General features: G+C 63.0%; 18 protein-coding genes and 1 pseudogene. 12 read left to right on the top strand and 7 right to left on the bottom strand.

All coding sequences use genetic code 11. The features are described 5' to 3' along the window. Positions 1-251 precede the first annotated feature (251 nt). The 3 genes from ACZ9IL_RS02140 to crr are packed head-to-tail and all read left to right on the top strand — an operon-like array spanning position 252 to position 2834. Complete coding sequence (locus ACZ9IL_RS02140; protein WP_005303128.1) at positions 252-509, top strand: HPr family phosphocarrier protein; 258 nt, start codon at positions 252-254, stop codon at positions 507-509. A gap of 44 nt (positions 510-553) precedes the next feature. Further along, positions 554-2281 carry a phosphoenolpyruvate-protein phosphotransferase PtsI gene (ptsI, locus tag ACZ9IL_RS02135; RefSeq protein WP_476002008.1) on the top strand — a complete coding sequence of 576 codons (1728 nt, stop codon included), beginning with the start codon at positions 554-556 and terminating at the stop codon, positions 2279-2281. A gap of 43 nt (positions 2282-2324) precedes the next feature. Beyond that, positions 2325-2834 (top strand): PTS glucose transporter subunit IIA, encoded by a 510-nt coding sequence (crr, locus tag ACZ9IL_RS02130; RefSeq protein ID WP_005325875.1) that lies wholly within the window; start codon positions 2325-2327, stop codon positions 2832-2834. A gap of 230 nt (positions 2835-3064) precedes the next feature. Here the strand turns inward: crr and ACZ9IL_RS02125 are convergent, their stop codons facing one another. From ACZ9IL_RS02125 to ACZ9IL_RS02110, 4 genes and pseudogenes are all read right to left on the bottom strand, one after another. After that, positions 3065-6817 (bottom strand): AAA family ATPase, encoded by a 3753-nt coding sequence (locus tag ACZ9IL_RS02125; RefSeq protein WP_476002007.1) that lies wholly within the window; start codon positions 6815-6817, stop codon positions 3065-3067. A gap of 38 nt (positions 6818-6855) precedes the next feature. After that, positions 6856-6993: pseudogene (locus tag ACZ9IL_RS02120) on the bottom strand (exonuclease SbcC); the annotation flags it as partial. Beyond that, positions 6990-8216, bottom strand: a complete 1227-nt coding sequence (locus ACZ9IL_RS02115; RefSeq protein ID WP_476002006.1) for an exonuclease SbcCD subunit D C-terminal domain-containing protein — start codon at positions 8214-8216, stop codon at positions 6990-6992. The pseudogene ACZ9IL_RS02120 and the gene ACZ9IL_RS02115, both read right to left, overlap by 4 nt. A gap of 119 nt (positions 8217-8335) precedes the next feature. Next, entirely contained in the window at positions 8336-8764 is a 429-nt protein-coding gene (locus tag ACZ9IL_RS02110) for a GNAT family N-acetyltransferase (RefSeq protein WP_476002005.1), read from the bottom strand. A 180-nt stretch (positions 8765-8944) separates the two neighbouring features. Here ACZ9IL_RS02110 and rdgC point away from each other — a divergent pair, with 180 nt between their 5' ends. Next, positions 8945-9856, top strand: coding sequence for a recombination-associated protein RdgC (gene rdgC, locus ACZ9IL_RS02105; RefSeq protein WP_476002004.1), 912 nt, complete (start codon positions 8945-8947; stop codon positions 9854-9856). A 90-nt stretch (positions 9857-9946) separates the two neighbouring features. Here the strand turns inward: rdgC and ACZ9IL_RS02100 are convergent, their stop codons facing one another. Continuing rightward, entirely contained in the window at positions 9947-10543 is a 597-nt protein-coding gene (locus tag ACZ9IL_RS02100) for a GDSL-type esterase/lipase family protein (RefSeq protein WP_476002003.1), read from the bottom strand. Positions 10544-10671: 128 nt separating this feature from the next. Between ACZ9IL_RS02100 and ggt the strand changes: the two genes are divergently transcribed. Together ggt and ybaL are read left to right on the top strand one after the other, a co-directional pair. Beyond that, entirely contained in the window at positions 10672-12453 is a 1782-nt protein-coding gene (ggt, locus tag ACZ9IL_RS02095; RefSeq protein ID WP_476002002.1) for a gamma-glutamyltransferase, read from the top strand. A gap of 395 nt (positions 12454-12848) precedes the next feature. Then, positions 12849-14480, top strand: a complete 1632-nt coding sequence (gene ybaL / locus ACZ9IL_RS02090; protein ID WP_476002001.1) for a YbaL family putative K(+) efflux transporter — start codon at positions 12849-12851, stop codon at positions 14478-14480. Between the two features lie 211 nt (positions 14481-14691). Here the strand turns inward: ybaL and ACZ9IL_RS02085 are convergent, their stop codons facing one another. After that, a complete protein-coding gene (locus ACZ9IL_RS02085; protein WP_476002000.1) occupies positions 14692-15969 on the bottom strand; it encodes an NAD(P)/FAD-dependent oxidoreductase in 1278 nt (425 codons plus the stop codon). A gap of 49 nt (positions 15970-16018) precedes the next feature. Beyond that, positions 16019-16630, bottom strand: a complete 612-nt coding sequence (gene puuR, locus ACZ9IL_RS02080) for an HTH-type transcriptional regulator PuuR (protein WP_476001999.1) — start codon at positions 16628-16630, stop codon at positions 16019-16021. Positions 16631-16935: 305 nt separating this feature from the next. Between puuR and ACZ9IL_RS02075 the strand changes: the two genes are divergently transcribed. The 6 genes from ACZ9IL_RS02075 (at position 16936) to ACZ9IL_RS02050 (ending at position 25665) form a co-directional block, all read left to right on the top strand. Beyond that, positions 16936-18414, top strand: coding sequence for an NAD-dependent succinate-semialdehyde dehydrogenase (locus tag ACZ9IL_RS02075; RefSeq protein WP_476001998.1), 1479 nt, complete (start codon positions 16936-16938; stop codon positions 18412-18414). A gap of 239 nt (positions 18415-18653) precedes the next feature. Next, on the top strand, positions 18654-19955 hold the full coding sequence (gene gabT / locus ACZ9IL_RS02070) for a 4-aminobutyrate--2-oxoglutarate transaminase (protein WP_476001997.1): 1302 nt from the start codon (positions 18654-18656) through the stop codon (positions 19953-19955). 370 nt (positions 19956-20325) lie between these two features. Then, positions 20326-21669, top strand: coding sequence for an APC family permease (locus ACZ9IL_RS02065; RefSeq protein WP_476005293.1), 1344 nt, complete (start codon positions 20326-20328; stop codon positions 21667-21669). Positions 21670-22136: 467 nt separating this feature from the next. Further along, on the top strand, positions 22137-23480 hold the full coding sequence (locus tag ACZ9IL_RS02060) for an APC family permease (protein ID WP_476001996.1): 1344 nt from the start codon (positions 22137-22139) through the stop codon (positions 23478-23480). Positions 23481-23887: 407 nt separating this feature from the next. Next, positions 23888-25042: a Na/Pi cotransporter family protein gene (locus tag ACZ9IL_RS02055; RefSeq protein ID WP_476001995.1), complete on the top strand. Its 1155-nt coding sequence runs from the start codon at positions 23888-23890 to the stop codon at positions 25040-25042. Between the two features lie 152 nt (positions 25043-25194). Continuing rightward, the gene (locus ACZ9IL_RS02050; protein WP_476001994.1) at positions 25195-25665 is read left to right on the top strand and encodes an FKBP-type peptidyl-prolyl cis-trans isomerase; all 471 of its coding nucleotides are present in this window, start codon (positions 25195-25197) and stop codon (positions 25663-25665) included. The last annotated feature ends 163 nt before the right edge of the window (positions 25666-25828 follow it).

Genomic DNA, 25828 nt, shown 5'->3' with positions numbered 1-25828 from the left:
TAGGTATCACAAGGTAACAAAGTGTTATTTTTCGTTATAAATTAATTTCAGGCCAGTCCTGACGCGGCTTGTAGCCCGATAACGAAAAAGACTTAGCCAGGACGCCGAATACTGCACAGAAAATTGACCTGGATTAAACCATTGCAGGTCTGATTTCGTTACTTTACAACATATCCATACTGACACGGTGAGACAGGGAGCCTCATAAGCGACCATCTCTCCACACAATATCAATAATATGGGGTGAAACCATGTACGAGAAGTCTGTTGTTATTACTGCTGAAAACGGCCTGCACACCCGTCCCGCAGCTCAGTTCGTGAAAGAAGCCAAAGAATTCCAAAGCGAGATCACTGTGGTCTCCGGTGGCAAATCCGCCAGCGCCAAGAGCCTGTTCAAGCTGCAGACCCTGGGCCTGACCAAAGGCACCAACGTGACCATCCAGGCCGACGGCCCGGACGCTCAGAAAGCCGTTGAGAAGCTGGTTGCCCTGATGGACGAGCTGGAGTAATCCGGCTTTATTCCTCCCCCACAGTCGTTTTAATAGGAAGGATTATGATATCTGGCATTCTTGCGTCCCCCGGTATCGCATTCGGCAAGGCGCTTCTTCTGAAAGAAGATGAAATCGTTATCAATCAGGGCAAGATTTCTGTTGACCAGATTGATGCCGAAATCAACCGCTTCCTCGAAGCCCGCACCAAGTCAGCCACACAGCTGGAAGCCATCAAAGAGATGGCCGGTCGCACCTTCGGTGAGGAAAAAGAGGCCATCTTCGAAGGCCACATCATGCTGCTCGAAGATGAGGAGCTGGAAGGGGATATCAGATCCTTCATTAAAGACAACAAGGCATCCGCCGACAAAGCCATCTATGAGGTGATCGAACAGTACGCCAAGATGATGGCCGATCTGGATGACCCTTATCTGCGTGAGCGCGCCACCGACTTCCGTGACATCGGAACCCGTCTGGTGAAGAACGTGCTGGGCATCGCCGTTGTCAATCTGAGTACCATCGACGAAGAGGTCATCCTGGTCGCCAAAGACCTGACCCCGTCCGAAACCGCTCAGATCAACCTGAAATACGTGCTGGGTTTTGTCACCGACATCGGTGGCCGTACCTCTCACACCTCCATCATGGCCCGCTCTCTGGAGCTGCCGGCCATCGTGGGCACCAACGACGTCACCGCGCGTGTCAACAATGGTGACATGCTGATACTGGATGGGATCAACAACCAGATCATCGTCAACCCGACCGCCGAGCAACTGACCGAGGCCAAGAAATTCCAGGCCCAGTTCCAGGCCGAGAAAGATGAACTGGCCAAGTTGAAAGACCTGCCTGCCATCACCCTGGATGGTCATCAGGTCGAAGTCTGCGCCAACATCGGTACCGTCAAGGATACCGAGGGTGCCATCCGCAATGGCGCCGAAGGCGTGGGTCTGTACCGCACCGAGTTCCTGTTCATGGACCGTGATGCGCTGCCGACCGAAGACGAGCAGTTCAAGGCCTACAAAGAAGTGGCAGAGGCCATGCCGGATCAACCGATCATCGTCCGTACCATGGACATCGGCGGCGACAAAGAACTGCCCTACATGAATTTCCCGAAAGAGATGAACCCCTTCCTGGGCTGGCGTGCCGTGCGTATTTTCTTCGATCGCGAAGACATCATGCACGCCCAGCTGAAGGCCATTTTGCGCGCCTCTGCCTTTGGCAAGCTGCGCATCATGTTCCCGATGATCATCTCCGTCGAAGAGTTCCGCAGCCTCAAGGCGACCGTGGAACAGCTGAAGGCCGAACTGCGCGCCGACGGCAAAGCCTTTGATGAATCCATCGAAGTAGGTATCATGATCGAGACCCCGGCCGCTGCCGTGATGGCTCATCATCTTGCCAAGGAAGTGGATTTCTTCAGTATCGGTACCAACGACCTGACCCAGTACACCCTGGCCGTCGACCGTGGTAACGAGATGATTTCCGCCATGTACAACCCGCTGTCGCCCTCCGTCCTGACCCTGATCAAGATGGTCATCGACGCTTCCCATGACAATGGCAAGTGGACAGGTATGTGCGGTGAACTGGCTGGTGACGAACGTGCCACCCTGCTGCTGCTGGGTATGGGTCTGGATGAGTTCTCCATGAGCGCCATCTCTGTGCCGCGTATCAAGAAGCTTATCCGTAACACCAACTTCGAAGATGTGAAGGCAATGGCAGACCAGGCTCTGAGCTATGCGACCGCCGCCGAAATCGAAGCCTGTGTAGATAACTTTATTAAGCAGAAGGCAGTCTGCTAAGATCGGCTGCAAACAGCGACAATCATCTCTAGGAGCTTTTACTATGGGTCTGTTTGATAAACTGAAGAAACTGGTTTCCGATGACAGCTCTGACACCGGTGGCATCGAAATCTTTGCCCCCCTGTCAGGCGAAATCGTACCGATCGAAGATGTACCTGACGTCGTCTTCGCCGAGAAGATCGTGGGTGATGGTATCGCCATCAAGCCGGCTGGCAACAAGATGGTTGCCCCGTGCGACGGCACCATCGGCAAGATCTTCGAGACCAACCATGCGTTCTCTCTGGAATCCGACTCTGGTATCGAGCTGTTCGTTCACTTCGGTATCGACACCGTTGAGCTGAAGGGCGAAGGCTTCACCCGTATCGCTCAGGAAGGTCAGAAGGTCAAACGTGGTGATACCATCATCGAGTTCGATCTGGCCGTTCTGGAAGCGAAAGCCAAGTCTACCCTGACACCTGTGGTCATCTCCAACATGGATGAGATCAAAGAGCTGATCAAGATGACTGGCGCCGTGACCGTGGGCGAGACCCCGGTGATCCGCATCAAGAAATAATGCGCTGCTGGCCTGCGCCAGTTGCCGCTACAAAAAACCGAAGCCCTTGGCTTCGGTTTTTTTATTCCTGACCGTCATGATCCAGACATGGGATAACGCGGGCGATTTCTCATCCACTCCCCCTCACCCATGCCGGTGACGAAGGGATCTTCATCCATTTCGCGTATTGAAAAAGCCAGTCCGGCACCCCGGACTGGCTTTTTATTGCAGTGGATCTGACAACCCCCGGTTCAGGGCAATACCACTCGACTCTCGCCTCCACCGAGGGCTTCGACCCTGATCTGCACGCCGATGCGTTCAACCAGGGTCTGCACGTGGGAGATGACCCCAATCTGGCGACCCGCCGCCTGCAGGGAGTCGAGGCTGGAGAGCGCCAGATCCAGGCTGTCCGGATCCAGGGTGCCGAACCCCTCGTCGATGAACAGCGATTCGACCTGAGTCTGGCGGGAGGAGAGACTGGAGAGCGCCAACGCCAATGCCAGCGACACCAGGAAACTCTCGCCACCGGAGAGGGAGTCCACCGAGCGCACCTCGTCCCCCATGTCGAGATCCACCACCTGCAGCGCCAGATCGGTGCCGGGCACCCGCTCCAGCCGGTAGCGTGGCGACAGCTCGGCGAGCTGGGCATTGGCCTCCAGCAACAGACGCTCGAGCGTGAGGCTCTGGGCGAAGGTGCGGAGCTTGGCGCCGCTGGCGGAGCCGATGAGTTCACTCAGTTGCTGCCAGTGATCGGCCACCCCTTGCTGGCGAGCCAGCTCCTCCTGCAGGCTTCCCACTTTGATCGCGGCTGCTTCGGCCTGAGCCAAGGCGCTCTTGCACTGGAACAGCAGCTCTTCCAGCTCGCGGCAATGGGTCTCGCAGGCACCGAGGCGCTGGCTCAGCGCCTCGGCACTGAGCGCCGTCAACTCACCGTGGTGCTCACGGTAGCGTTCCCGCTTGGCCTCTTCCTGCGCCTGAGCCCGCTGACGCTCGCCGAGCCGGGTACGCGCCTCGGCCAGGGCATCGTCCAGACGCTGCAAGGCGGCGCGGCGCGCCTTGATCTCATCCGGCTGGATGGCTAGCAACCGACGCAGTTCATACTCGGCAATGCCGAGGGTGCTGGCCCGGGCCGACCAGCGTCCCTGCACCTCGCGCTGCCGCCGGCTGCTCAGCTGCCGGTCCTGCTCGAGATGGGTCATCCGGGTCTTGAGCTCGGTTTGTCGCTCCCGCAATGCGCGCAGGGTCGTCACTGCCCCATCGAGCTGGCTGTTCAACTGCTGCAGTCGCTGCTGCCACTCGCTCTCGACCGTGACGATGGCACGCCCCTCGAGGCAGGCCTCCCGACTGGCAACGAGTCCCTGCCGCTGCAGATCCCCTTCCTTGTAGTCAAGCTCCAGCTTGTGCATCAGCTCGTCCTGGTTCTGCACCCGCACCGCCTGCGCACTCAGGACGGGCGTCTGGCTGGCGATGTCCGCCCCGAGCTGCTCCCACTCCCCCTGCCCCTGCAGATAGGCCTCGCAGGTCTGTTGCCACGCCTGCCAACGCTGGCCTTCTGCCCACTGGCGCCAAGGCTCGGCCCCCATCTGCTGATCGAGCCGGGTCTCCCCCTGTGCCAGACGCTGGCGCAGGCTGCTCTCTTGCTCGACCAGGCCCTTGAGCTCGGCCTCCCACTCCACCTTCTGGCGCTCGCTCTCGTGCCACTGCTGTTCAAACTGCTGATGACGAGCATTGAGCTGGGCCAGCTGCTCACGCAGCCCCGCCAGCGCCTGCTGTTCCTGCTGAGCCTGTTGTAACTGCTGCTGACCGGTCGCCAGGCTCAATTTCAGGGCCTCCGCTTGCACCAGCAGTTGGGCCTGCAGCTCGGTCCACTCGGCCGGGCTCTGATCCTGACGCAATGCCAGCTCGGGCAGATTGTTGCCTGCCAGCTGACGCCAACGTACGACGAGACGCTCGGCGCTCGTCGCCAGCTCGGGTTGTTGCTGCTGACGGGCGAGCAGCTGACGGGTCAGTTCGACCCGCTCGCTTTCCCCTTGAATGTGTTGATGATTGAGCCGCTCCCACTCGAGATCCAACTGCCGGGTGCGGTCGGCCTGCTGAGCCAGGATACCCGCCACCTGCGGCTGACTCTGGCGATAGGGATGCTCCCTGGCACCGCACAGCGGGCAGGGTTCATCATCCTGCAGCTCATGACGATGCTGCTCGAAACTGGCCACGGCGCGGGCCTGCTCCAGTGCACGGCGCGCCTCGTCACGCTGGATGGCGAGACGGGCCAGGGCCGGTTCCCACTCGGCGTGCAAGGCCGCGAGCCGGGCCAGTTGCTGCTCGAGGGTGGCGATCTCTTGCCACAGCCGCTCCTGCTGCTCGCTGTGGCTGCGACCCGCCTCTGCCAGCTCCAGCAGCTGATGCACCCGCGCCAACTGCTCGGTGTCGGATTGGCGTCGCTCCTGGGCACGGGCCACCTGAGCATCCCACTCCTGCGCCTGCTGCTCATCGTGCTGGCGTTGCAGCCGGCTGCGCTCCTGCAACCAATGCTCCCGCTCCTGCTGGCCCTGCTCCAGGCGTGCGCCAAGTTCGCGCAGGGCCTGACTGCGCTGCTCGCGGCTCTGCTGCAAGCGCTGCAACTGCGCCCGACTCTCGACCCAATCCTGCATGGCGGCCAGCAAGGGGCGCCACTGAGGAGCCAGGGATGCCAGGGTTTTGCGCTCCTCGAGCCAGCTCGCCCATTGCTGGCGGCGCGCCGTCAGCCCTTGTATCCGTTCGGCTTGCTGCTGCCACTCCTGCTGCAACTTGAGCTGCAGCGTGCGGGCCTGGGTGCCCTGTTGCCGGATCTCCTGCAACTGGCTGACTCTCTCCTTGATGCGAGTATCGAGCTCCTGCGCCCGCTTGAGCTCGGGTTGCAACGCCCCCCACTCCCGCTCGGCGGCACTCTTGTCTGCCAGCAACTGCTGCTCGCGCAGCACAGCCTGCTGCTGCGCCTGCTCAATCTGCGCAAGTTCAGGACCCAACTGGCCGATAAGCAGCGTTTGCTGCTGCAGCTCCTCGGTCAGGCGAGCCAGCTCGTCGTGATCGGCGCGGGCCACCTGGGCCTGCTCGGCCCGGGCAAACTCCTCCCGCTCGGAAGTAGCCTCATTGTGAGCCGCTTCGGCGGCGGTCAGGGCGGCCTGCCCTTCCTGGCAAGCCTGGCGCAGGCCGTTGATCCGAACGTTGAGATCGCGCAAATCCTGCAACAGCTGACGCTGCTGTTGCTCATGCTTGAGACCGATGGAGAGGCGCTGCTGCTCGTCGATCCAGTGTTCCCGGGTCGCCTCGTCCATCAGCGCCACGTCACCGAGCCGCTGGCTGATGGCCGTGAGCGCCTGCTGCTCGGTGCGGGCACGCTCATGGGTCTGGATCGAGATGGCGGAGTAGAGCTCGGTGCCAGTCATCCGCTCCAGCAGTGCCGAGCGTTCGTCGGCGCTGGATTTCAGGAATGCCGCAAACTCCCCCTGAGGCAGGATCACCGCCCGGCGGAACTGCTCCCAGGAGAGCCCCACCAGCTCATCGATACGTTCCTGCAATTCCCGTTTGCTGCCGGAAAAGAGCTGTCCGGTCTGGACATCGGTCAGGCTGCGCTCCTGAGCCTGGAAGCGTCCCTCCGAGCGGTTGCGTGCCCGGCGCACCGCCCAGCGAGCCAGATAGCGGCGGCCGTCGCAGCCACGAAACTGCACCTCGGCAACGCCGCTGGCGTGACCGCGGCTGAGGATGCCACGCACGTCGTTGGCCTTGAGCTTCTCCTCGTCATCCTGGCGACCGACCTCGGCCACGTTCTTGCGATTGGCGATGAAGCGCGGCATCTCGTCATAGAGGGCGAGACAGATGGCGTCGAGCAGGGTGCTCTTGCCCGCGCCGGTATTACCGGTGATGGCGAACAAGCCGGCGGCGCCCAGAGCACCGCCATTGAAATCGATGGTGAAACGGCCGGTCAGACTGGCCAGGTTCTCGCCTGACAGAGAGAGGATCTTCATGCGTCACACACCTCCAACCACGCCAACCCGATATCGCGCGTACTCTTGCCCCCATCGGTGGTATTGCCGGTGATGGCGAACAAACCGGCGGCGCCCAGAGCACCGCCATTGAAATCGATGGTGAAACGGCCGGTCAGACTGGCCAGGTTCTCGCCTGAAAGAGAGAGGATCTTCATGCCTCTGACTCCTTCACCTGCACCAAAATCTCTTCAAACGAGGCCACCAGTTCGGCCGTCGGCTCCCCCTCGAACTGGCGCTGATAACAGAGCCTGAACACCTCGGTGGGGGAGATCTCGTCCAGCCTGCGCCGCTCTGCGCCATCGGCCAGCCCCTGACCCGACCCCTGATAGCGCGTGCTGATGCGGGCCAGGCGCACCGGCTTGCCGGCCATGGCCGCCAGCACGCGCTCGCGAATGCGGGCCTCGGGCTTGGGCAGCAACAGCCGCACCTCGAGGAAGGGCTGCGCCTCCGGCGGACGCGCCGGCAGATCGAGCGCCTCGATGGCGGTCAGGGCCGTGGCGAGATCGCTCTCCGGCAACCGGATCATCTCGACGCTGCGAGGCACCGGGATCCGCTCCAGCGTGGCCAGCCTGCCCGCCTCGAACGTCACCTCCAGCACCTGATGGTGGTAGTTTGTCTCGGCCAGCGACAGAGGCAACGGCGAGCCGCTGTAGTGCACGCCGGGGGCCGGGCTCTGGGCCAGATGAAGGTGACCGAGGGCGGTGTAATCGGCCTGGGCGAAGATATCGGCGGGCAGGGCATGCTGGTTGCCGCCGAGCACCCGCCGCTCCGAGAGCTCCGAGAGCTGACCCGCTGCCAGATAGGCGTGGCCCATGGCGATCAGCGCCTGATCCGGCTCACAGCGCGCACGGCCGGCGCCGAGCACGGTCTCATAGATCTGACGAACTCCTTCAATCAACCTGTCCTGCCCCTCCGCCAGCGCCTCGACCCGCAGATCGCTGCTGCGCAGGAAGGGCACGGCGGCGCACCAGGCGGCCACCTTGCCGTCTTTGCCCCGCAGCGGCACCAGCAGGCGCTCCGTCTCCAGCCGCCCCTCCCCGTCCCGGCTGATGCTGCCCACCAGATGCAGATCGAAGGCGCGCAGCAGCTCGTGAGGGGCATCCAGCTTGGAGGGGGAGTCGTGATTGCCGCCGATGAGCACCATGTCCAGTGCCGGGTGTTCGGCGCGCAGCCTCGCCAGGAAGCGATAGAGTTGCTGCCAGGCGCTGGCAGGGGGATTGGCAGTATCGAACAAATCCCCCGCCACCAGCAGGGCATCTATCTGCCGTTGCCTGATGGTCTCGGCCAGCCAGTCGAGGAAGGCATCGTGTTCGAAACGGCGCTCATGACCGTGGAGTTGATGGCCAAGGTGCCAGTCGGCTGTGTGCAGGATCTTCATGAGAAAGCGGCTCGGTATAAAGGGAGGGGTGCCAAGGGCACCGAATGCAGACAGGATGCGGACATGGCCCCCTTTTTTCAAGCGCCGCCAGCCAACAAAGGCTGGCGGCCGGGCCCACTTCAACTCGGCAGAAAGTGCATCTGATACTGGGGATGACCGGTCAGGGGATCCGAGACCTCGTCCCCGACGGTGAAGCCATGGCGGCGATAGAAGCGCACCGCGGGCTCGTTCTCCACGAATACCCGGGTGTGCAGCTCGCCCCCCTGCTGCTTGGCCTCCTGCAGCAGGGCGTGGCCAACCCCGCGCCCCTGCCGGTCAGGGCGCACGAACAGCGCGGCCAGAAAATCGTCCACCAGGGCCATGAAACCGAGCAGCTCGCCCCGCTCCTCGAACACCCAGATGCGGGCGTGATCGAGATAACGGGTTCTCAGCTCCTCCTGAGCCTGCCACCAGCAGGACGCATCGACGAAGTCATGGGCCTGCAAAGACGCCAGCAACCAGATTTCGACTATTTCTTCCATGTCTTGCGGCCGACTCGCTCTCAACATTTACTTATCCTTGTTAACAAGTTGAACACCAGCAGTCTAGGGGAGTTCGCTCACCGTCCGAGTGCCAAACATGATGCCCTGTGAACTCGATCGCCCTTTATTTAGCGAGAATGATTGGCTGATCACAAAGCGCCTCTCTAGTACAATGCCCGCCGGACAATCTATGAGACCGAGGACGCCATGTGGTTTAAAAACCTGCAGATTTATCGCTTTACCCGCCCCTTCGAACTGACCGTGGAGCAGCTGGAAACCCAGTTGGAGGCCTGCGCCTTCACCCCCTGTGGCAGCCAGGATGTCTCCCGGTTCGGTTGGGTCAAGCCCCTCGGCAAATTCGGTTCAACCCTGACTCACAGTGCCTCCGGTCACATCCTGCTGTGCGCCCGCAAGGAAGAGAAAATGCTGCCGGGCACGGTGATCAAGGAGATGCTGGCGGAGAAGGTTGAAGCGATCGAATTCGAGCAGGGCCGCGCCCTCAAGAAGAAGGAGAAGGAGGCGCTGAAGGAGGAGATCATGCATACCCTGCTGCCGCGCGCCTTCAGCCGCACCAGCCAGACCTTCGCCTGGATCAACCCCGCCGACAACCTGATGGTGGTGGATGCCGGTTCTGCCAAGAAGGCGGACGATCTGCTGGCGCTGCTGCGCAAGTCCATCGGCTCCCTGCCGGTGGTGCCGGTGGCGCTCAAGAACCCGCCCGAGATCACCATGACCGAGTGGTTGAACGAGGGCAATCTGCCCGCCAGCTTCACCCTGGAAGACGAGGCCGAGCTGCGCAGTGCCATGGAGCACGGCGGCATCATCCGCTGCAAGCAGCAGGATCTGATGAGCGAGGAGATCAAGAATCACCTGGCCAACGACAAGATGGTGACCAAGCTGGCCCTGAACTGGGGCGAGACCCTGAGCTTCGTGCTGGGGGACGATCTCTCCATCAAGCGTCTCAAGTTCAGCGAAGAGCTGCGCGAGCAGAACGACGATGTGACCAGCGAAGATCCGGCCGCCCGCCTGGACGCCGACTTCGCTCTGGTGACCGCCGAGCTGGCCCAATTCATCCCGGCCCTGTTCGCCGCCCTCGGGGGCGAAGAGCAGTCCATCTGAATGCTCGCCACGCCGTAAAAAACCGCCTGCTGGCGGTTTTTTCATTCTGCGACCGGATGATCCGACGGCATCTGTCGTAGCTGACGTGACTCAGAGTGCGCCACGCTCCTGCAGCCGTCGGTGCAGCCGCTCGGCCAGGGTGCGATAGCCCTGCTCGTTAAAATGCACCGCATCGGACTTGAGTACGGGGCTGCGCAGCAGCTCGCCGAGGCTGTCGTTGTCCAGCACCAGCCCGTAGCGCTCCGCCAGCTCCCCGTAGAGGGGGGCCCCGTCGGCAAACAGGGACTTGCGAGGCACCCCCACCAGCAGCACCTGGGCGCCGCTGCCCTGCGCCGCCTCTATCATGGCGGCCAGGTTCTCCTTGAGCGCCCCCTCCCCGCTGCCGCGCAAGATGTCGTTGCCCCCCTCCAGCAGGATGACCAACGCCGGCTTGTGCTCGGCCAGCAGTCCGGGCAAACGGGCCCTGCCCCCTAGGCTGAGCTCCCCCGACACCCCGCCATTGATGACGGTGCGGCCGCTCAACTGCGCCAACACGCTGGGGTAGCTCTGGGCCGGGCTGACGCCGCGCCCCTCGGTCAGGCTGTCACCGAAGGCCAAGATGGTCGCCCCCGCGCCCAGGGGCTTGAGGCCAGGCTCACCACAGGCGGCCAGCAGCAGGCAGCACAGTCCCATCACCAGATGTCTCATCCATCCTCCCCGCCCAGTCTCAATCGTTGATAAATTTGTAACCATATGAGTAGAAAGACAATCTTTCAATTGAGCTTCAATTGTGACAGATTCTTGAGGTTGCACAATAAATCGACAAGGAGAGTGTCATGTCCCACCGATCCCTCGGCCTGCTGGCGGCCTTAGGCCTGCTCGCCGGCTGCGCCCCTCAGAATGCCTTCCACTACGTTGCCCCTGCCCAGACTCTGATCGCGCCCGAGGCGGCCAGTGGCTGGACCGATAAACCGGGCTGGCAGGGCCATGACTTCATGGTGGCCGCCGCCAACCCGCTGGCGGTGGATGCGGGCTACCAGATCATCAAGGCAGGCGGCAGTGCCGTCGATGCCGCCATCGCGGTCCAGCTGGTGCTGACCCTGGTCGAGCCCCAGTCCTCCGGCATCGGCGGCGGCTCCTTGCTGCTGGTGTGGGATGGCAGCAAGGTGACGGCGGTGGATGGCCGGGAGACGGCGCCTGCGGCGGCCACGGATCAGCTGTTTATGAAAAACGGCAAACCCATGGCCTTCTATGACGGCGTGGTGGGTGGCCGCTCGGTCGGCGCCCCCGGCACTGTGCGCGCCTTGGCGATGGCCCATCACCGCTATGGCAAGCTGCCCTGGGCCAGCCTGTTCGAACCCGCCATCACGCTAGCGGAACAGGGTTTTGTAATAAGCCCCCGGCTGGCCACCCTGATTGCCAAAGACCCCTACCTCGCCAAGGATCCCGAGGCCCGCGCCTACTTCTACCAACCGGATGGCGCGCCCAAGCAAACGGGCACCCGGCTCACCAACCCGGCGCTGGTCGAGGTGCTGAAGACCCTGGCGCGGGATGGGGCCGATGCCTTCTACCGGGGGCCGCTGGCCGAAGCCATGGTGGCCAAGGTGCACCGGCATCCCACCAATCCAGGGGTGCTGGCGGCGGCCGATCTCGCCAGCTACAGCGCCAAGCTGCGAGACGGCCTCTGCTTCGACTATCGGCAGAGCGAGATCTGTGGCTTCCCGACCCCCTCATCGGGCACCCTGGCCCTCGGCCAGATCTTCGGCATGCTGGAGAGCCACGACATGGCGGCGCTCAAGCCGGTGCAAGGGCCGGATGGCCGGTTGGCTGCCTCAAGCGATGCCATCCATCTCTACAGCGAAGCCGCACGGCTCGCCTTCGCCGATCGCAACCAGTACGTGGCCGACAGCGACTTCGTCGGCGTGCCGGTGGCCGGGCTGCTCGACAAAGGCTACCTCGCCGAGCGCGGCAGGCTCATAGGTAAGCAATCCATGGGGCTGGCCAAGCCGGGCACGCCGCCACAGGCGCTGGCCAGGGGGCAGGACGCGACACCGGAGCTGCCCTCCACCAGCCACGTCTCCATCGTCGACAAGAGCGGCATGGCGGTCTCCATGACCAGCTCCATCGAGGATGCCTTCGGCTCGCGGCTGATGGTCAACGGCTACCTGCTCAACAACCAGCTCACCGATTTCTCCTTCACCTCGATGGACGCCGCCGGCCTGCCGGTCGCAAACCGGCTCGAGCCGGGCAAACGGCCGCGCTCCTCCATGTCGCCCCTGTTGGTGTTTGACAAGCAGACCGGCGCACTCGAGATGAGCCTCGGCTCTCCCGGCGGCTCCGCCATCATCAACTACGTGGGCAAGACCCTGCTGGGAACCCAGGATTGGGGGCTAGATCTGCAACAGGCGATCGCGCTGCCGAATTTTGGCAGCCGCAACGGCCCCACCGAGCTGGAGCAGGGACGTACGCCTCAGAGCGTGATCCAGGGGCTCAAGGCCAGGGGGCACGAGATCCTGCTCAATGAGCAAACCTCGGGATTGCAAGGAGTACAGCGCAATGCTGCCGGCTGGTTTGGCGCGGCCGACCCCAGGCGCGAAGGGGTGGCCAGGGGTGAGTGAAGGCTTGTGACCCTTCGTATCTACTGCCCTTGTTTCAATGGAGGCGGCCTGGTGCCGCCTCCATCATGTCTGCCTCGCGCCTCCCTCGCTCAACACCCAGAAAAACTCATCGCCGATTGATTGAAGCTGCCAATAAATGTGACAAAGGGTCACTCCTTCCCCCTAATACTATGATTTATACGCGTTTAGTCTCGAATAATGACTTAAACGTGGATAATTGTTGCTTGAACAAAAAAAATACATTATTTTTCAATAGAAACGGCAACTGTTGTCCCCAAGATATTGTGCTTGCCACGGCCAACATCTGTCTCTTTCGCCCCCTGCTCATTGACAGCTGCCCTCTTCACCACCGCGGTGATCTGGTAGCCCCTGACTGCCATTAGCGAGGTGACGACATGGACCACTCTCTCCCCCTTATCACAACCCTGGTTGGCGGCCTCGTGCTGGCCTATATCTTCGGCATGCTGGCCCAGCGCCTGCGGATCTCCCCCATGGTGGGTTATCTGGCGGCAGGCGTCGTGTGCGGTCCCTTTACTCCCGGCTATGTCGCCGACCTGCAGCTGGCCCCTGAGCTCGCGGAGATCGGCGTCATTCTGCTGATGTTCGGGGTGGGCCTGCACTTCTCCCTGAAGGATCTGCTCTCGGTTAAACACATCGCCATCCCGGGTGCCATCGTCCAGATTGCCCTGGCGACCCTGCTCGGCCTCGGCCTCTCCCAGCTGCTCGGCTGGAGCATCACCGCCGGCGTGGTGTTCGGCTTGGCGCTCTCCACCGCCAGTACCGTGGTGTTGCTGCGGGCGCTGGAGAGCCGGGGCCTGGTCGATACCAAGGAGGGGCGCATCGCCATCGGCTGGCTCATCGTCGAAGACCTGGTGATGGTGCTGGCGCTGGTGCTGCTCCCCATACTCGCCAACCTGCAGCAAGGGGATGAGGGCCTGACCCTCGCCCATGTGCTCTGGGATCTGGGCCTCACCCTGACCAAGGTCGCCGCCTTCATCGCGCTGATGGCCATCGGCGGTCCACGCCTCATTCCCTGGTTGCTGGCCCGCACCGCCGCCACCGGCTCCCGGGAGCTGTTTACCCTGGCAGTGCTCTCCTGTTCGCTCGGCATCGCCTTTGGCGCCGTCAAGCTGTTCGGGGTCTCCTTTGCCCTCGGCGCCTTCTTCGCCGGGGTGGTGATGAACAGCTCGCACCTGAGCCACAAGGCCGCCAACGATACCCTGCCCTTGCAGGACGCCTTCGCCGTGCTGTTCTTCGTCTCGGTGGGCATGCTGTTTGATCCCACCATCTTGCTGCGCGAGCCGCTGGCGGTGCTGGCCACCATCTTCGTCATCGTCATCGGCAAGTCGGTGGCGGCCTTCGCCATAGTGCGGTTATTTGGACACAGCCATCGCACGGCGCTGACCATCTCGGCCAGCCTGGCCCAGGTGGGGGAGTTCTCCTTCATCCTGATGGGGCTGGGGGTCATGCTGGAGCTGGTGCCCGAGGTGGCACGGGATCTGGTGCTGGTCGGCGCCTGCTTCTCCATCATGCTCAACCCGCTGGTGTTCAACCAGGCCGAGCGCTGGCTGCGCCGCCATCCCGAGCCGCAGGTGGAGGAGAGCCCCCCGCTCTGCCCCTTGCAAGGCCATGTGGTGGTGGTGGGCGCCGATGGCGTCGGCAATCACCTGATCCGGCAACTGCACGCACAAGGGCAGGAGATGGTGGTCATAGACACGGATGAGCGGCTGCTGGAGCCCTGGCGCGCCCAGGGGATCACCTGCCTGGCTGGCCATCCTGTCCAGCAGGATCTGCTCGCGGCGGCACTCCCCAATGCCAGTTGGTTGCTGATCACCCTGGAGGACAGCCTGCTGGCCGGCGAGATCGCCGCGGTGGCGCGCGAGCAGGGTGCCCTGCTGCGGATCGCCGCCTGTGCCCATCAGGCGGAAGAGGTGCATCATCTGCTGATCCGCGGGGTGCACCAGGTGGTCAAGTGCGAGGAGGAGGCGGCGCGTCGTCTGTGCCAGCTGGCAGTCCAGCCAACCTGAGACTCAGTCCCTTATTGAAAGCGCCGGCGGTCTGCTCATCCCTGAAAAAAGGTGCGCAGCCGCACTTCCCCCCGTAAGAACCACCACTCGAGCCAAAAAAGAGAGGGAGGCATCATGCCTCCCTCTCTTTTTGTTTATGTTTCGTGGTGCAGGTGCAGCCCCATGGTCGATGACAGTGACATCACCTGCTGGTTGCCAGCGTCATCGGTGGCTATACCCCCAGCCGATCCCGCAGGGTGTACCAGGCGGCGCCGGCGGCGGTGAAGGGGATGCGCAGCAAGCGGCCACCCGGGAAGGGGTAGTGAGGCAGCTTGGCGAAGGCGTCGAAGCGCTCCGCCTGGCCACTCAACACCTCCGACAGCAGCTTGCCCGCCAGATGGGTGCAGGTGACGCCATGGCCGCTGTAGCCCTGCATGTAGTAGATGTTGGGACCGATGCGACCAAATTGCGGCAGGCGTGACAGGGTCAGCAGGAAGTTGCCGGTCCAGGTGTACTCCACCTTGACGCCCGCGAGCTGGGGGAAGGTTTTCAGCATCTTGGGGATGATCAATCGCTCTATATCCGCCGGATCCCGCGCCCCGTAGACCACGCCACCGCCGTAGAGCAGCCGGTGATCCCCGGTGGTGCGGTAGTAGTCGAGCAGGTAGTTGCTGTCTTCCAGGCAGTAGTTCTGCGGCAGCAGCGAGCGCGCCCGCTCCTCCCCCAGCACCTCGGTAGCGATCACCTGGGTGCCGCAGGGCATGCTCTTGCCGGCGAGCTCGGGCACCAGGTTGCCAAGATAGGCATTGCCGGCCACCACCACGAAGCGTGCCTTCACCGCGCCCTTGGCGGTCTTGACCAGGGCGGGCTGCCCCGGGGTGATGGAGGTCACCGCGGATTGCTCGAAGATTTTCCCTCCCTGCAGGCGGATGGCTTCCGCCTCCCCCAGCGCCAGGTTGAGGGGATGGATGTGGCCACCGCTCTTGTCGAGCAGGGCGCCGACGTAGCGATCGCTCGCCACCACTTCGCGCACCCCGTCCCCATCGAGCAGCTCCAGCTGATCGTTGCCCCACCTCTGCCAGCGCTCATACTGCGCCTTGAGCTCGTGCAACTGCTTCTCGGTCTCGGCCGCGAAGACCCCGCCCTGCTGCAGATCGCACTGGATGTTATAGCGCTTGATCCGATCGCGGATGATCTGGCCTCCCTCAAACAACATGGAGCCGAGCAGCCTGGCCTGATCCGGCGGGCAGTTCGCTTCTATGGTGTCGATGTCGCGGCTGTAGGAATTCACTATCTGGCCGCCGTTGCGACCGCTGGCACCGAAGCCGACCCGGGCAGCTTCCAGCACCACCACCTTGTAGCCTTTCTCCACCAGGTGCAGGGCGCTGGAAAGCCCGGTGTAGCCCGCCCCTATGACGCAGACGTCGCACTCCAGCTGCTCGGTCAGGGTCGGATAGGGCGCATGCTTGTTGGCGCTGGCGGCGTAGTAACTGTTTACATGTTCGGTCATGATCCTTGTTTCCTTACCGGTTCTGTTCCCAAACTCTCTTCGTTCAACACTAGAAACTGGCCGGGGTATGGGCGCTGACGATGCGACAGGTCTCCCCCGACGGATTGCTGAAACTGTGGGGCTCGCCCGTGTCGATCACGTAGCTGTCCCCGGCACTGAGCTGGTAGGTCTGGCCGGCCAGGGTCAGCAGCACCGAGCCTTCCAGCACGGTACCCACCTCCTCCCCCAGATGCTTGACCAGGCCCCCGGTGTCGGTGCCGGGGGCGTAGGTCTCCAGCATGAAGCCGAGCTGACGCCGGTTGTTGCCGTTGTGCACCAGCTTCATGGAGACCCCCTGACTGCCCAGCTCGATGAGCTGCTCGGCCTTGATCACCACGCTCGGCGCCCGCCCCTCCTCCTCGGCGAAGAAGCGGGAGAGCGGCAACTCATAGACGCTCAGCAGCTTCTGCAACGAGGCCACCGACGGGCTCACCTTGTTCTGCTCTATCATGCAGATGGCACCGTGGGTCAGCCCGCTCAGCTCGGCGACCCGCCGCTGGGAGAGCCCGAGCCGACGGCGGGTGGCGGCGAGCCGCTCCCCCATGCTTTTATCCATTCGTTTGTCAGTCAAGGGGTTATCCGTCATGGCCTGCCACCTGGCCTCTCCCTGTGGTTGCTGCATGCCCGCCTCCTTGGGTGACTGTTCGAGTACCCTGTGCCATCTGGTTAAAATAGTGAGTCAGTTTCGGTGGCGTGTTCGTTATGCTGAACAATCAACACCGTTCATTATTTTGCACACCACCCCCACCAAAAACCGATAGAATCGTCCTGACAGCTCCATTTTTAGCATGCAGAGCCCCGTTTACTCAAATATATTTAACACTTGAAAAACATTTCGGCTCAATTTATCGTCATCCAGTGCTTATTATTCTATACGGTGGCACCTTGGAATGAGTTGGCCACCCAGACCCACAATCGAGGCTTCCCATGTCAGCATCCTCAACATCACAACCGATCCAGATTCATGCCTTGCTCAAGTCTCTCGCCTATATAGATGGTCGCTGGTGCGAGGCCGCGGACGGACGCCAGTTCGCGGTGCATAACCCGGCCACCGGTCAGGTCATCACCCAGGTGCCCGACATGAACGAGGCCGACACTCGGCGTGCCATCGAGGCAGCCCATGCAGCTCAACCCGCCTGGGCCGCCCTCACCGCCAAGGAGCGCAGCGCCAGGCTGTATGCCTGGTTTGAGCTCATCATGGCCAATCAGGACGCGCTGGCCCGCATCATGACCTGTGAGCAAGGCAAGCCGCTGGCCGAGGCCAAGGGCGAGGTAGCCTACGGTGCCAGCTTCATCCAGTGGTTCGCGGAAGAGGGCAAGCGCGCCTACGGCCGGACCATCCCGGGCTTCTCGGGTGACAGGCGGCTGGCCACCATCAAGCAACCGGTGGGCGTGGTGGCCGCCATCACCCCTTGGAACTTCCCCATCGCCATGATCACCCGCAAGGCCGGCCCGGCCCTCGCGGCCGGTTGCACCATCGTCATCAAGCCCGCCGCCGAGACGCCGCTGTGCGCGCTGGCGCTGGCGGCGTTGGCGGAGCAGGCGGGCATCCCGGCCGGGGTCATCAACATCGTCACCTCCCATCAGGCCTCGGTGGTGGGGAACGAATTGTGCAACAACAAGGCGGTGCGCAAGCTCTCCTTCACCGGTTCCACCCGCATCGGCAAGCTGCTGATGCGCCAGTGCGCCGACACCATGAAGCGACTCTCCCTTGAGCTCGGCGGCAACGCCCCCTTCATCGTGTTTGACGACGCGGATCTCGACGCCGCCGTCACCGGAGCGCTCGCCTCCAAGTACCGCAACGCGGGCCAGACCTGCGTCTGCGCCAACCGCATCCTGGTGCAGGCCAGCGTCTATGACGCCTTCGCAGACAAGCTTGCCGCCGCCGTGCGCGCCTTCAAGGTCGGGGATGGCCTGAACGAGGGCACCCAGATCGGCCCCCTCATCAACCCGGCCGCCGCCGACAAGGTGACGAGCCTGGTCAAGCAGGCCGAGGCCGCCGGTGCCCGGGTGCTGGTCGGAGGGGCCCCCCATCCCGCCGGTCCACTGTTCTATTACCCCACCATCCTGACGGAGGTGGCCAGAGACAACCCCATATTGCAGGAAGAGATCTTCGGGCCGGTCGCACCCCTGGTGCGTTTCGAGACCGAAGCGGAGGCCATCGCCATCGCCAACGACACCCCCTACGGCCTCGCCGCCTACTTCTATGGCCGGGACATCGCCCGGGTATGGCGGGTGGCCGAGCAGCTGGAATACGGCATGGTGGGCATCAACGAGGGGATTATCTCCACCGAGCTCGCCCCCTTTGGCGGCATCAAGGAGTCCGGCCTCGGCCGGGAAGGGGCGGCAGAGGGGCTGGAGGAGTATCTGGAGACCAAATATCTCTGCTTCGGCGGCATTCGCTGAGGTGCTCGGGGTGCGGATGTATCGCTATAAACGATGCTTTTTCACCCAAACCATCCATTAACAAGATAGTGAAGCGTACCGACCGGCCGCCACCAACAGCTTAAAAGCGCCTGCGGCGAGCCGGCAGCACACCAGACCAGCCGTCGTCGGCAAGCCCCGGCGACGATCCGCGGGTGGTTGCCACCCGCTAGCGACATTGCCAAGGAATAGACGGGGCCCGTGCCCCTCAGGGAGGAAAGATGAGTCATTCAGATAGCCATGCCGACAACAACCAGAGCTGGCAAGCCCGCCGTGAAGCGGCCGTGGTACAGGGGGTGGGCACCCTGCTGCCGGTGTTCATCGACCGGGCGCAGAATGCCGAGCTGTGGGACGTGGAGGGCAATCGTTACATCGACTTTGCCTCCGGCATCGCGGTGCTCAACACCGGCCACAACCACCCGAAAGTGATCGCCGCGGTGCGCGCGCAGCTCGAGAAATTCAGCCACACCTGCTTCCAGGTCACCCCCTATCCCGGCTACATCACGCTTGCGGAGAAGCTCAACGCCCTGGTGCCGGGGCCGACCCCCAAGCGGACCCTGTTCCTCTCCACCGGCGCCGAGGCGGTGGAGAACGCCATCAAGATCGCCCGCGCCCACACCGGCCGCAGCGGCACCATCGCCTTCAAGGGCGGCTTCCACGGCCGCACCATGATGGGGATGGCGCTCACCGGCAAGGTGGTGCCCTACAAGACCGGCTTCGGCCCCTTCCCGGGGGACGTCTATCACCTGCCCTTCCCCACCGACTATCTGGGGGTGAGCGAGGCCGACGCCCTGGCGGCGCTGGATCTCTGCTTCAGCTCGGACATCGAGCCGGCCAGGGTGGCCGCCATCATCATCGAACCGGTGCAGGGTGAGGGTGGCTTCTACGTGGCTAGCCCAAGCTTCCTGCAGGCCCTGCGCACGATCTGCGACCAACACGGCATCCTGCTCATCTGCGACGAGATCCAGACTGGATTCTGTCGCACCGGCAAGACCTTCGCGACCCAGTACAGCGGCATCGAGCCGGACATCATGACCCTGGCCAAGAGCCTGGCGGGCGGCTTCCCGCTCTCCGCCGTGGTGGGCAAGAGCGACATCATGAATGCCGCCAAACCCGGTGGTCTGGGTGGCACCTACGCCGGCTCCCCCATCGCCTGCGCCGCCGCCCTGGCGGTGCTGGAGGTGATAGAGGAGGAGAAGCTCAACCAGCGGGCCCTGGCCCAGGGTGAGCAGATCAAGGCGCGCCTGCACCGGTTGGCACAGGACGTCGACTGCATCGGCGACATCCGTGGCCCCGGCGCCATGGTCGCCATGGAGCTGGTCAAGGAGCGCGACCCCGGCCGCCCCGACCCGGACCTCACCAAGCGACTGGTGGCCGAGGCGGGCAAACGCGGGCTGGTGCTGCTGGCGTGCGGCGTGCGCGCCAACGTGATCCGCTTCCTGGCGCCGCTGACCGCCTCGCCGGCCATCGTCGACGAGGGGTTAAACCTGCTCGAACAGGCGCTGGCAGCCGCCAGACCCTAGGCGACTCACCGGCGCCTCGCATTTGTGCTAAAAAATGCGTTTTTCCCCCCTTGATATGCTTGTCAGGGGGGCATCACGAATGCACAATGCGCCTCCGCTTTCAAGGACCGACCGCTCATCGCAGCCCGGTCTTTTTTTGCGGCAAACACATCCATAACGAGGCCGGAACAGACCGGAAATGATAGCGAGATGGGCTGCCATCTCACGACACCCGCTTCTTAGTGAGGAACACCATGGGGTATTTCACTGCTTTCCTGCCGGCCCGCGCCGGTCTGCGCCAGCCGTTTGTGCGACACATTGGCGCCCCCTGTGCCCAGGCTGACGCCATCGTCACTCTGCTCCCCCCGGCCAACACAGAGGGGAAAGCATGATGAATGCCCAACCCGTCGGCCTGAAAAAAAGCCTGAAACTCTGGCACGTGGTCATCATGGGGCTGGCGTACCTGACCCCCATGGCGGTATTCGACACCTTCGGCATCGTCACCGAGATCACCGAAGGGCACGTGCCGACCGCCTACCTGTTCGCCCTCGTCGGCATGCTGTTCACTGCCATGAGTTACGGCCACCTGGTGCGCAAGTTCCCCTCGGCAGGCTCCGCCTATACCTATGCCCAGAAGGTGTTTCACCCCTATGTGGGCTTCATGGTGGGCTGGGTCTCCCTGCTCGACTACATGTTCATGCCGATGATCAACATGCTGCTGGCCAAGATCTATCTGGAGGTACTGCTGCCGGGGGTGGAGCCCTGGACCTACATCCTGGTACTGGCCGCCATCATGACCTTCCTGAACCTGCGCGGCATCAAGCTGGTGGCGAACTTCAACAGCCTGATCGTCATCATGCAGTTCAGCATCATCTCTGTCTTCATCGGCCTCATCATCGCCGGGGTCTATCAGGGCGAGGGGCTCGGCACGGTCGCGAGCAGCCGTCCCTTCTTCTCCGAGCACATGAACGTGACCCCCCTGCTGACCGGCGCCTCCATCCTCTGCCTGTCGTTTCTGGGCTTCGATGCCATCAGCACCCTGTGCGAGGAGACCCCGAACGCCGAGCGAGTGATCCCCCGCGCCATCGTGCTCACCGCGCTTATCGGCGGCGTGCTGTTCATCTCCGTCTCCTACTTCCTGCAGCTGTATTTCCCGGACATCTCCCGCTTCCAGCAACCGGATGCGGTGCTGCCGGAGATCGCGCTCTATGTGGGCGGCAAGCTGTTCCAGGCGATAGTGCTGGTGTGCACGACTGTGGCGGTGCTGGCCTCCGGGCTCGCCTCCCACGCCGGGGTATCGCGCCTGCTTTACGTGATGGGGCGGGATCGCGCCCTGCCGAGCCGCTTCTTCGCCTATGTCCACCCCAAGTGGCAGACCCCGGCCCTGAACGTGCTGCTGGTGGGGATATTGGCCCTCTCCGCCGTGTCGTTCGATCTGGAGATGGCGCTGGCGCTGATCAACTTCGGCGCCCTGGTGGCCTTCACCTTCGTCAATCTGGCGGTGATCGCCCACTTCTACCTCAAGCTCGGCCACAACAAGAGCCTGCGGGATCACCTGGTGTTTCTGCTGTTGCCCCTTTGCGGTGCCGCCTGCATCGGGGTGCTCTGGCTCAACCTCGAACCCGCCTCCTTCGAGCTGGGTCTGATCTGGGCCGCCCTCGGCGCCCTCTATCTGCTGCTGCGGCTGACCCTGTTCCGGATCCCGCTGCGCCGTCCCGAGACCGATCTCAGCTAAGCCTGATGCCCTTCCCGAGCCCGCCCCGCGCGGGCTCTTTTTTCGGCGGCGCCCAGCCGCATTTCCCCCCTCTCTCCCCCCTCAGGCACTCCCACCGACAGGCTGCCAATCCCGGGGTTGACCCCCGTCAACAAAATGCCCGGTAGCGCCCTTTTTTGCTTGTCTCCCCCCCCCCCTGAGGGCACAATGTCGCGCCCCTTGAGAGCCGATGTTTTTGCAACATCGGTTCTTTGCTTTTCAGGGGTAAACCACCATCAACCAAGAGGCCGGTCTTGTACCGGAATTGATACCGAGATTGCTCAACAATCTCCCGACGTTGTGAGGAATTACATGGGGCATTTCACTGCTTTTCTGCCGGTCCCCACCGGCGTGCGCCGTCCTGGCGTTCCCTGTGTCCAGCGATGCCCTGCCGCATCCCTGATCCCGTTCACCCTGGCCCCCCGGGCATGTGCAGAGGAGAACGCGTGATGGCCGGTGCCAAGCTGCTCAAGACGCTCACCCTGTTCCAGGTGGTGGTGATGGGTCTTGCTTACCTCACACCCATGGCGGTGTTCGATACCTTCGCCATCGTCGGCGACATCACTGACGGCCGCGTGGCCACCGCCTACCTGCTGGCGCTCGGCGGCATCCTGCTGACCGCCTTCAGCTACGGCCATCTGGTGCGTCGCTTCCCCTCGGCGGGCTCTGCCTATACCTATGCCCAGAAGGTGTTCAACCCCTATATCGGCTTCATGGTCGGCTGGTCTTCCCTGCTCGACTACATGTTCATGCCGATGATCAACATCCTGCTAGCCAAGATCTATCTAAGTGCATTATTTCCCGGTGTCGAGCCCTGGATCTTCATCTTCGGGCTGGTGACCGTGATGACCTTCCTGAACCTGCGCGGCATCAACCTGGTGGCGAACTTCAACGGCGTCATCGTCTTCATCCAGATTGCCATCATCCTCACCTTCCTCGGCCTCATCGCCTGGGGTCTGACCCACGGTGAGGGCACCGGTACCCTGCTCAGCAGCCGTCCATTCCATGTGGAATCCGCCAGCATGCTGCCGCTGTTCACCGGCGCCACCATCTTGTGCTTCTCCTTCCTCGGCTTCGATGGCCTGAGCTCGCTCTCCGAAGAGACCCCGAACGCCGGCAAGGTGATCCCGCGCGCCATCGTGCTGACCGCCCTCATCGGCGGCATCATCTTCGTGGCCGTCTCCTACAGCCTGCAGCTGTTCTTCCCGGATCTGGCCCGCTTCAAGGAGCCGGACGCCGTGCTGCCGGAGATCGCCCTCTACGTCGGCGGCACCCTGTTCCAGAGCGTGGTGCTGGTGTGCACCACGGTGGCGGTGCTGGCCTCCGGCATGGCGGCCCACGCCGGTGTCTCCCGCATCCTCTACGTGATGGGGCGCGATCGCATGATCCCGGAGCGGGTGTTCGGCTACATCCACCCCACCTGGCGCACCCCGGCCATCAACGTGCTGATGGTGGGGGCTCTGGCCCTCTCCGCGGTGTCGTTCGATCTGGACATGGCGCTGGCGCTGGTGAACTTCGGCGCCCTGGTGGCCTTCACCTTCGTCAACCTGTCGGTCATCGGTCAGTTCTGGGTGCGCGAGAAGCGCAACAAGACCCTCAAGGATCACTTACTGTTCCTGGTGCTGCCGCTGCTCGGCGCAGCCACCATAGGGGCACTCTGGATCAACCTGGAGCGCAGCTCCCTGGAGCTTGGCCTCATCTGGGCTGGCATCGGAGTCACCTACCTGTTCCTGCGTCTGGCGGTGTTCCGCATCCCCTTCCGTCAGTACGAGGAAGCGGTCGACGGCCAGTAAACGGTCTCATCGCAACAAGGGGAGCCTCATCGGCTCCCCTTTTTCATGGCGCGCACCTCCCTGATCAACAGGCGACTCCATGCCGCCACTGAGGGGAAAGCCCGGTGAGGGGCGAGAAACAGCGTGGAGCCGCCGCGCCTCAACATCGCCAACCAGAGGCCACCTCGTCGGGCAGCGTGACTTCGCCTCGTGCCCCACCAGACCTCGATGCATCCACCCCGAATAGCAGTGCAATTCACCAGCCACCATCCCCCCCTTGAAATGATGTATCGAATGAGGCCAGGTCATCAGCGCAAACGAGAGGGCTGTCATCAAATCATCATAAAAATGTCATTTGTCATATTTCTGTCATGGAGCGCTGCTGTAATTCGCCCGTCCATTCAACGCAGACAGTCCCAAGAGGCCACATGCACAGCACCGCACCATCCGCACAACAGCAGACCCGTCGTACCGGCCCACTGTTCAACTGGCTCGCTGTCATCACCCTGATATACCTGATCCTGGTCGCCGTTGGCGCCGTCTCCCACGGCTTCAAGGGCTTCTCCGGCGGCGCCGAGGGCGCGGCCCAGATCTTCGCCTTCGCCAACAACCCCTTCGTCGCCCTGCTGCTCGGCATCCTGGCCACCGCCCTGGTGCAGTCCTCCAGCACGGTGACCTCGGTGATCGTCGGCCTGGTGGCCGGCGGCCTGCCGATGGGCATGGCCATCCCCATGGTGATGGGCGCCAATCTCGGCACCACCATCACCAACACCATCGTCTCCCTCGGCCATATCCGAGACAGAGGCGAGTTCCGCCGCGCCTTCGCCGCCGCCACCGTGCACGACTTCTTCAACCTGCTGGCGGTGTTCATCTTCCTGCCGCTGGAGCTGATGTTCGGCCTGCTGCAAAAGAGCGCAGAGGCGCTGGCCACCATGCTGATGGGCTCCGCCGACATGTCGATGAAGGGGATGGACTTTATGAAGCCCCTCATCTCCCCTGCCCTCGACCTCATCGATTCGATCGTCGCCTTCCTGCCGGGCAAGGGGGGTTCCATCGCCACCATCGTCATCGGTATCCTGCTGATCCTCGGCTGCGTCACCTGGCTCGGCAAGGTGCTGCAACAGGTGCTGGTCGGCCGCGCCAAGGAGCTGCTGCACAAGGCGCTGGGCCGTGGCCCCATGACCGGCATCGCCTCCGGCACCCTGATCACCGTCATGGTGCAGTCCTCCTCCACCACCACCAGCCTGATGATCCCGCTGGCGGGGAGCGGTCTGTTCAGCACCCGCCAGCTCTACCCCTTCACCCTGGGTGCGAACATCGGCACCACCATCACGGCCCTGCTGGCGGCCACCGCCATCAGCGGCGTCGGCGCCAAGCTGGGGCTGACCATCGCCCTGGTGCACGTGCTGTTCAACCTGTTCGCCGTGGCGTTCATCTATGGTGTGCCCTTCCTGCGGGAATTGCCCATCAAGGCGGCCGAAGGGCTGGCCCGGGTCGGCAGCGAGAACAAGCTGCTGGCACTGGGTTACGTGGCCGGGCTCTTCTTCGCCCTGCCCGCGCTGATGATGGTCGCGGCCAAGTAATACCGCAGGGACGAGGGGCGCGTATCGCATTCGCCCCTCGTCTTTGTCTGTCCAGTCACATCCGACGCCCCCCCGCCTCGCCCTGGCTCACGAGCTAGGATAAGATGCCGCTCTCACCGCACTCTTTGCATTACAGGGAATAGGGAAAACCGATGAAATTCATACTGATCGCGCTGCTGGTTGCCGGCGTCGCCTACTACTTCTACTCCAGCGCCAACAACAAAAAGCTGGCGGTGGACAACGTGCGCCAGGGCGCCGAGTTCCTCGCCGGCAACAAGGAGAAACCGCTGGTGACCACCACGGCCTCCGGCCTGCAATACGAGGTGCTGACCCCGGGCACCGGTACCGTTCACCCCACCGCCACCAGCAAGGTGAAGGTGCACTACGAGGGCAAGCTGCTGGACGGCACCGTGTTCGACAGCTCGGTCGCCCGCGGTGAGCCCATCGAGTTTGGCCTGAACCAGGTGATCGCCGGCTGGACCGAAGGGGTGCAGCTGATGGTGGAAGGGGAGAAGACCCGTTTCTACATTCCCGCCAACCTGGCCTACGGTGATCGCGCCGCCGGCAAAATCCCGCCGGGATCCGTACTGATCTTCGACGTGGAGCTGCTGGGCATTCAGTGAATCGCTAACGGACCACAGGGCCTGTGGTGACAGTGCCGTCGACAAGATCCCGCAGAGCGTCCGTGCGGATCTTCGATGTGGCGCTGCCGGGCATTCAGTAAATCGCTAACGGACCACAGAGCCAGTGGTGACAGTGCCGTCGACAAGATCCCGCAGAGTGTCC

The sequence above is a fragment of the Aeromonas sp. TECH754 genome (assembly GCF_056279295.1).
This window is presented reverse-complemented; position numbering and strand designations above follow the sequence as displayed.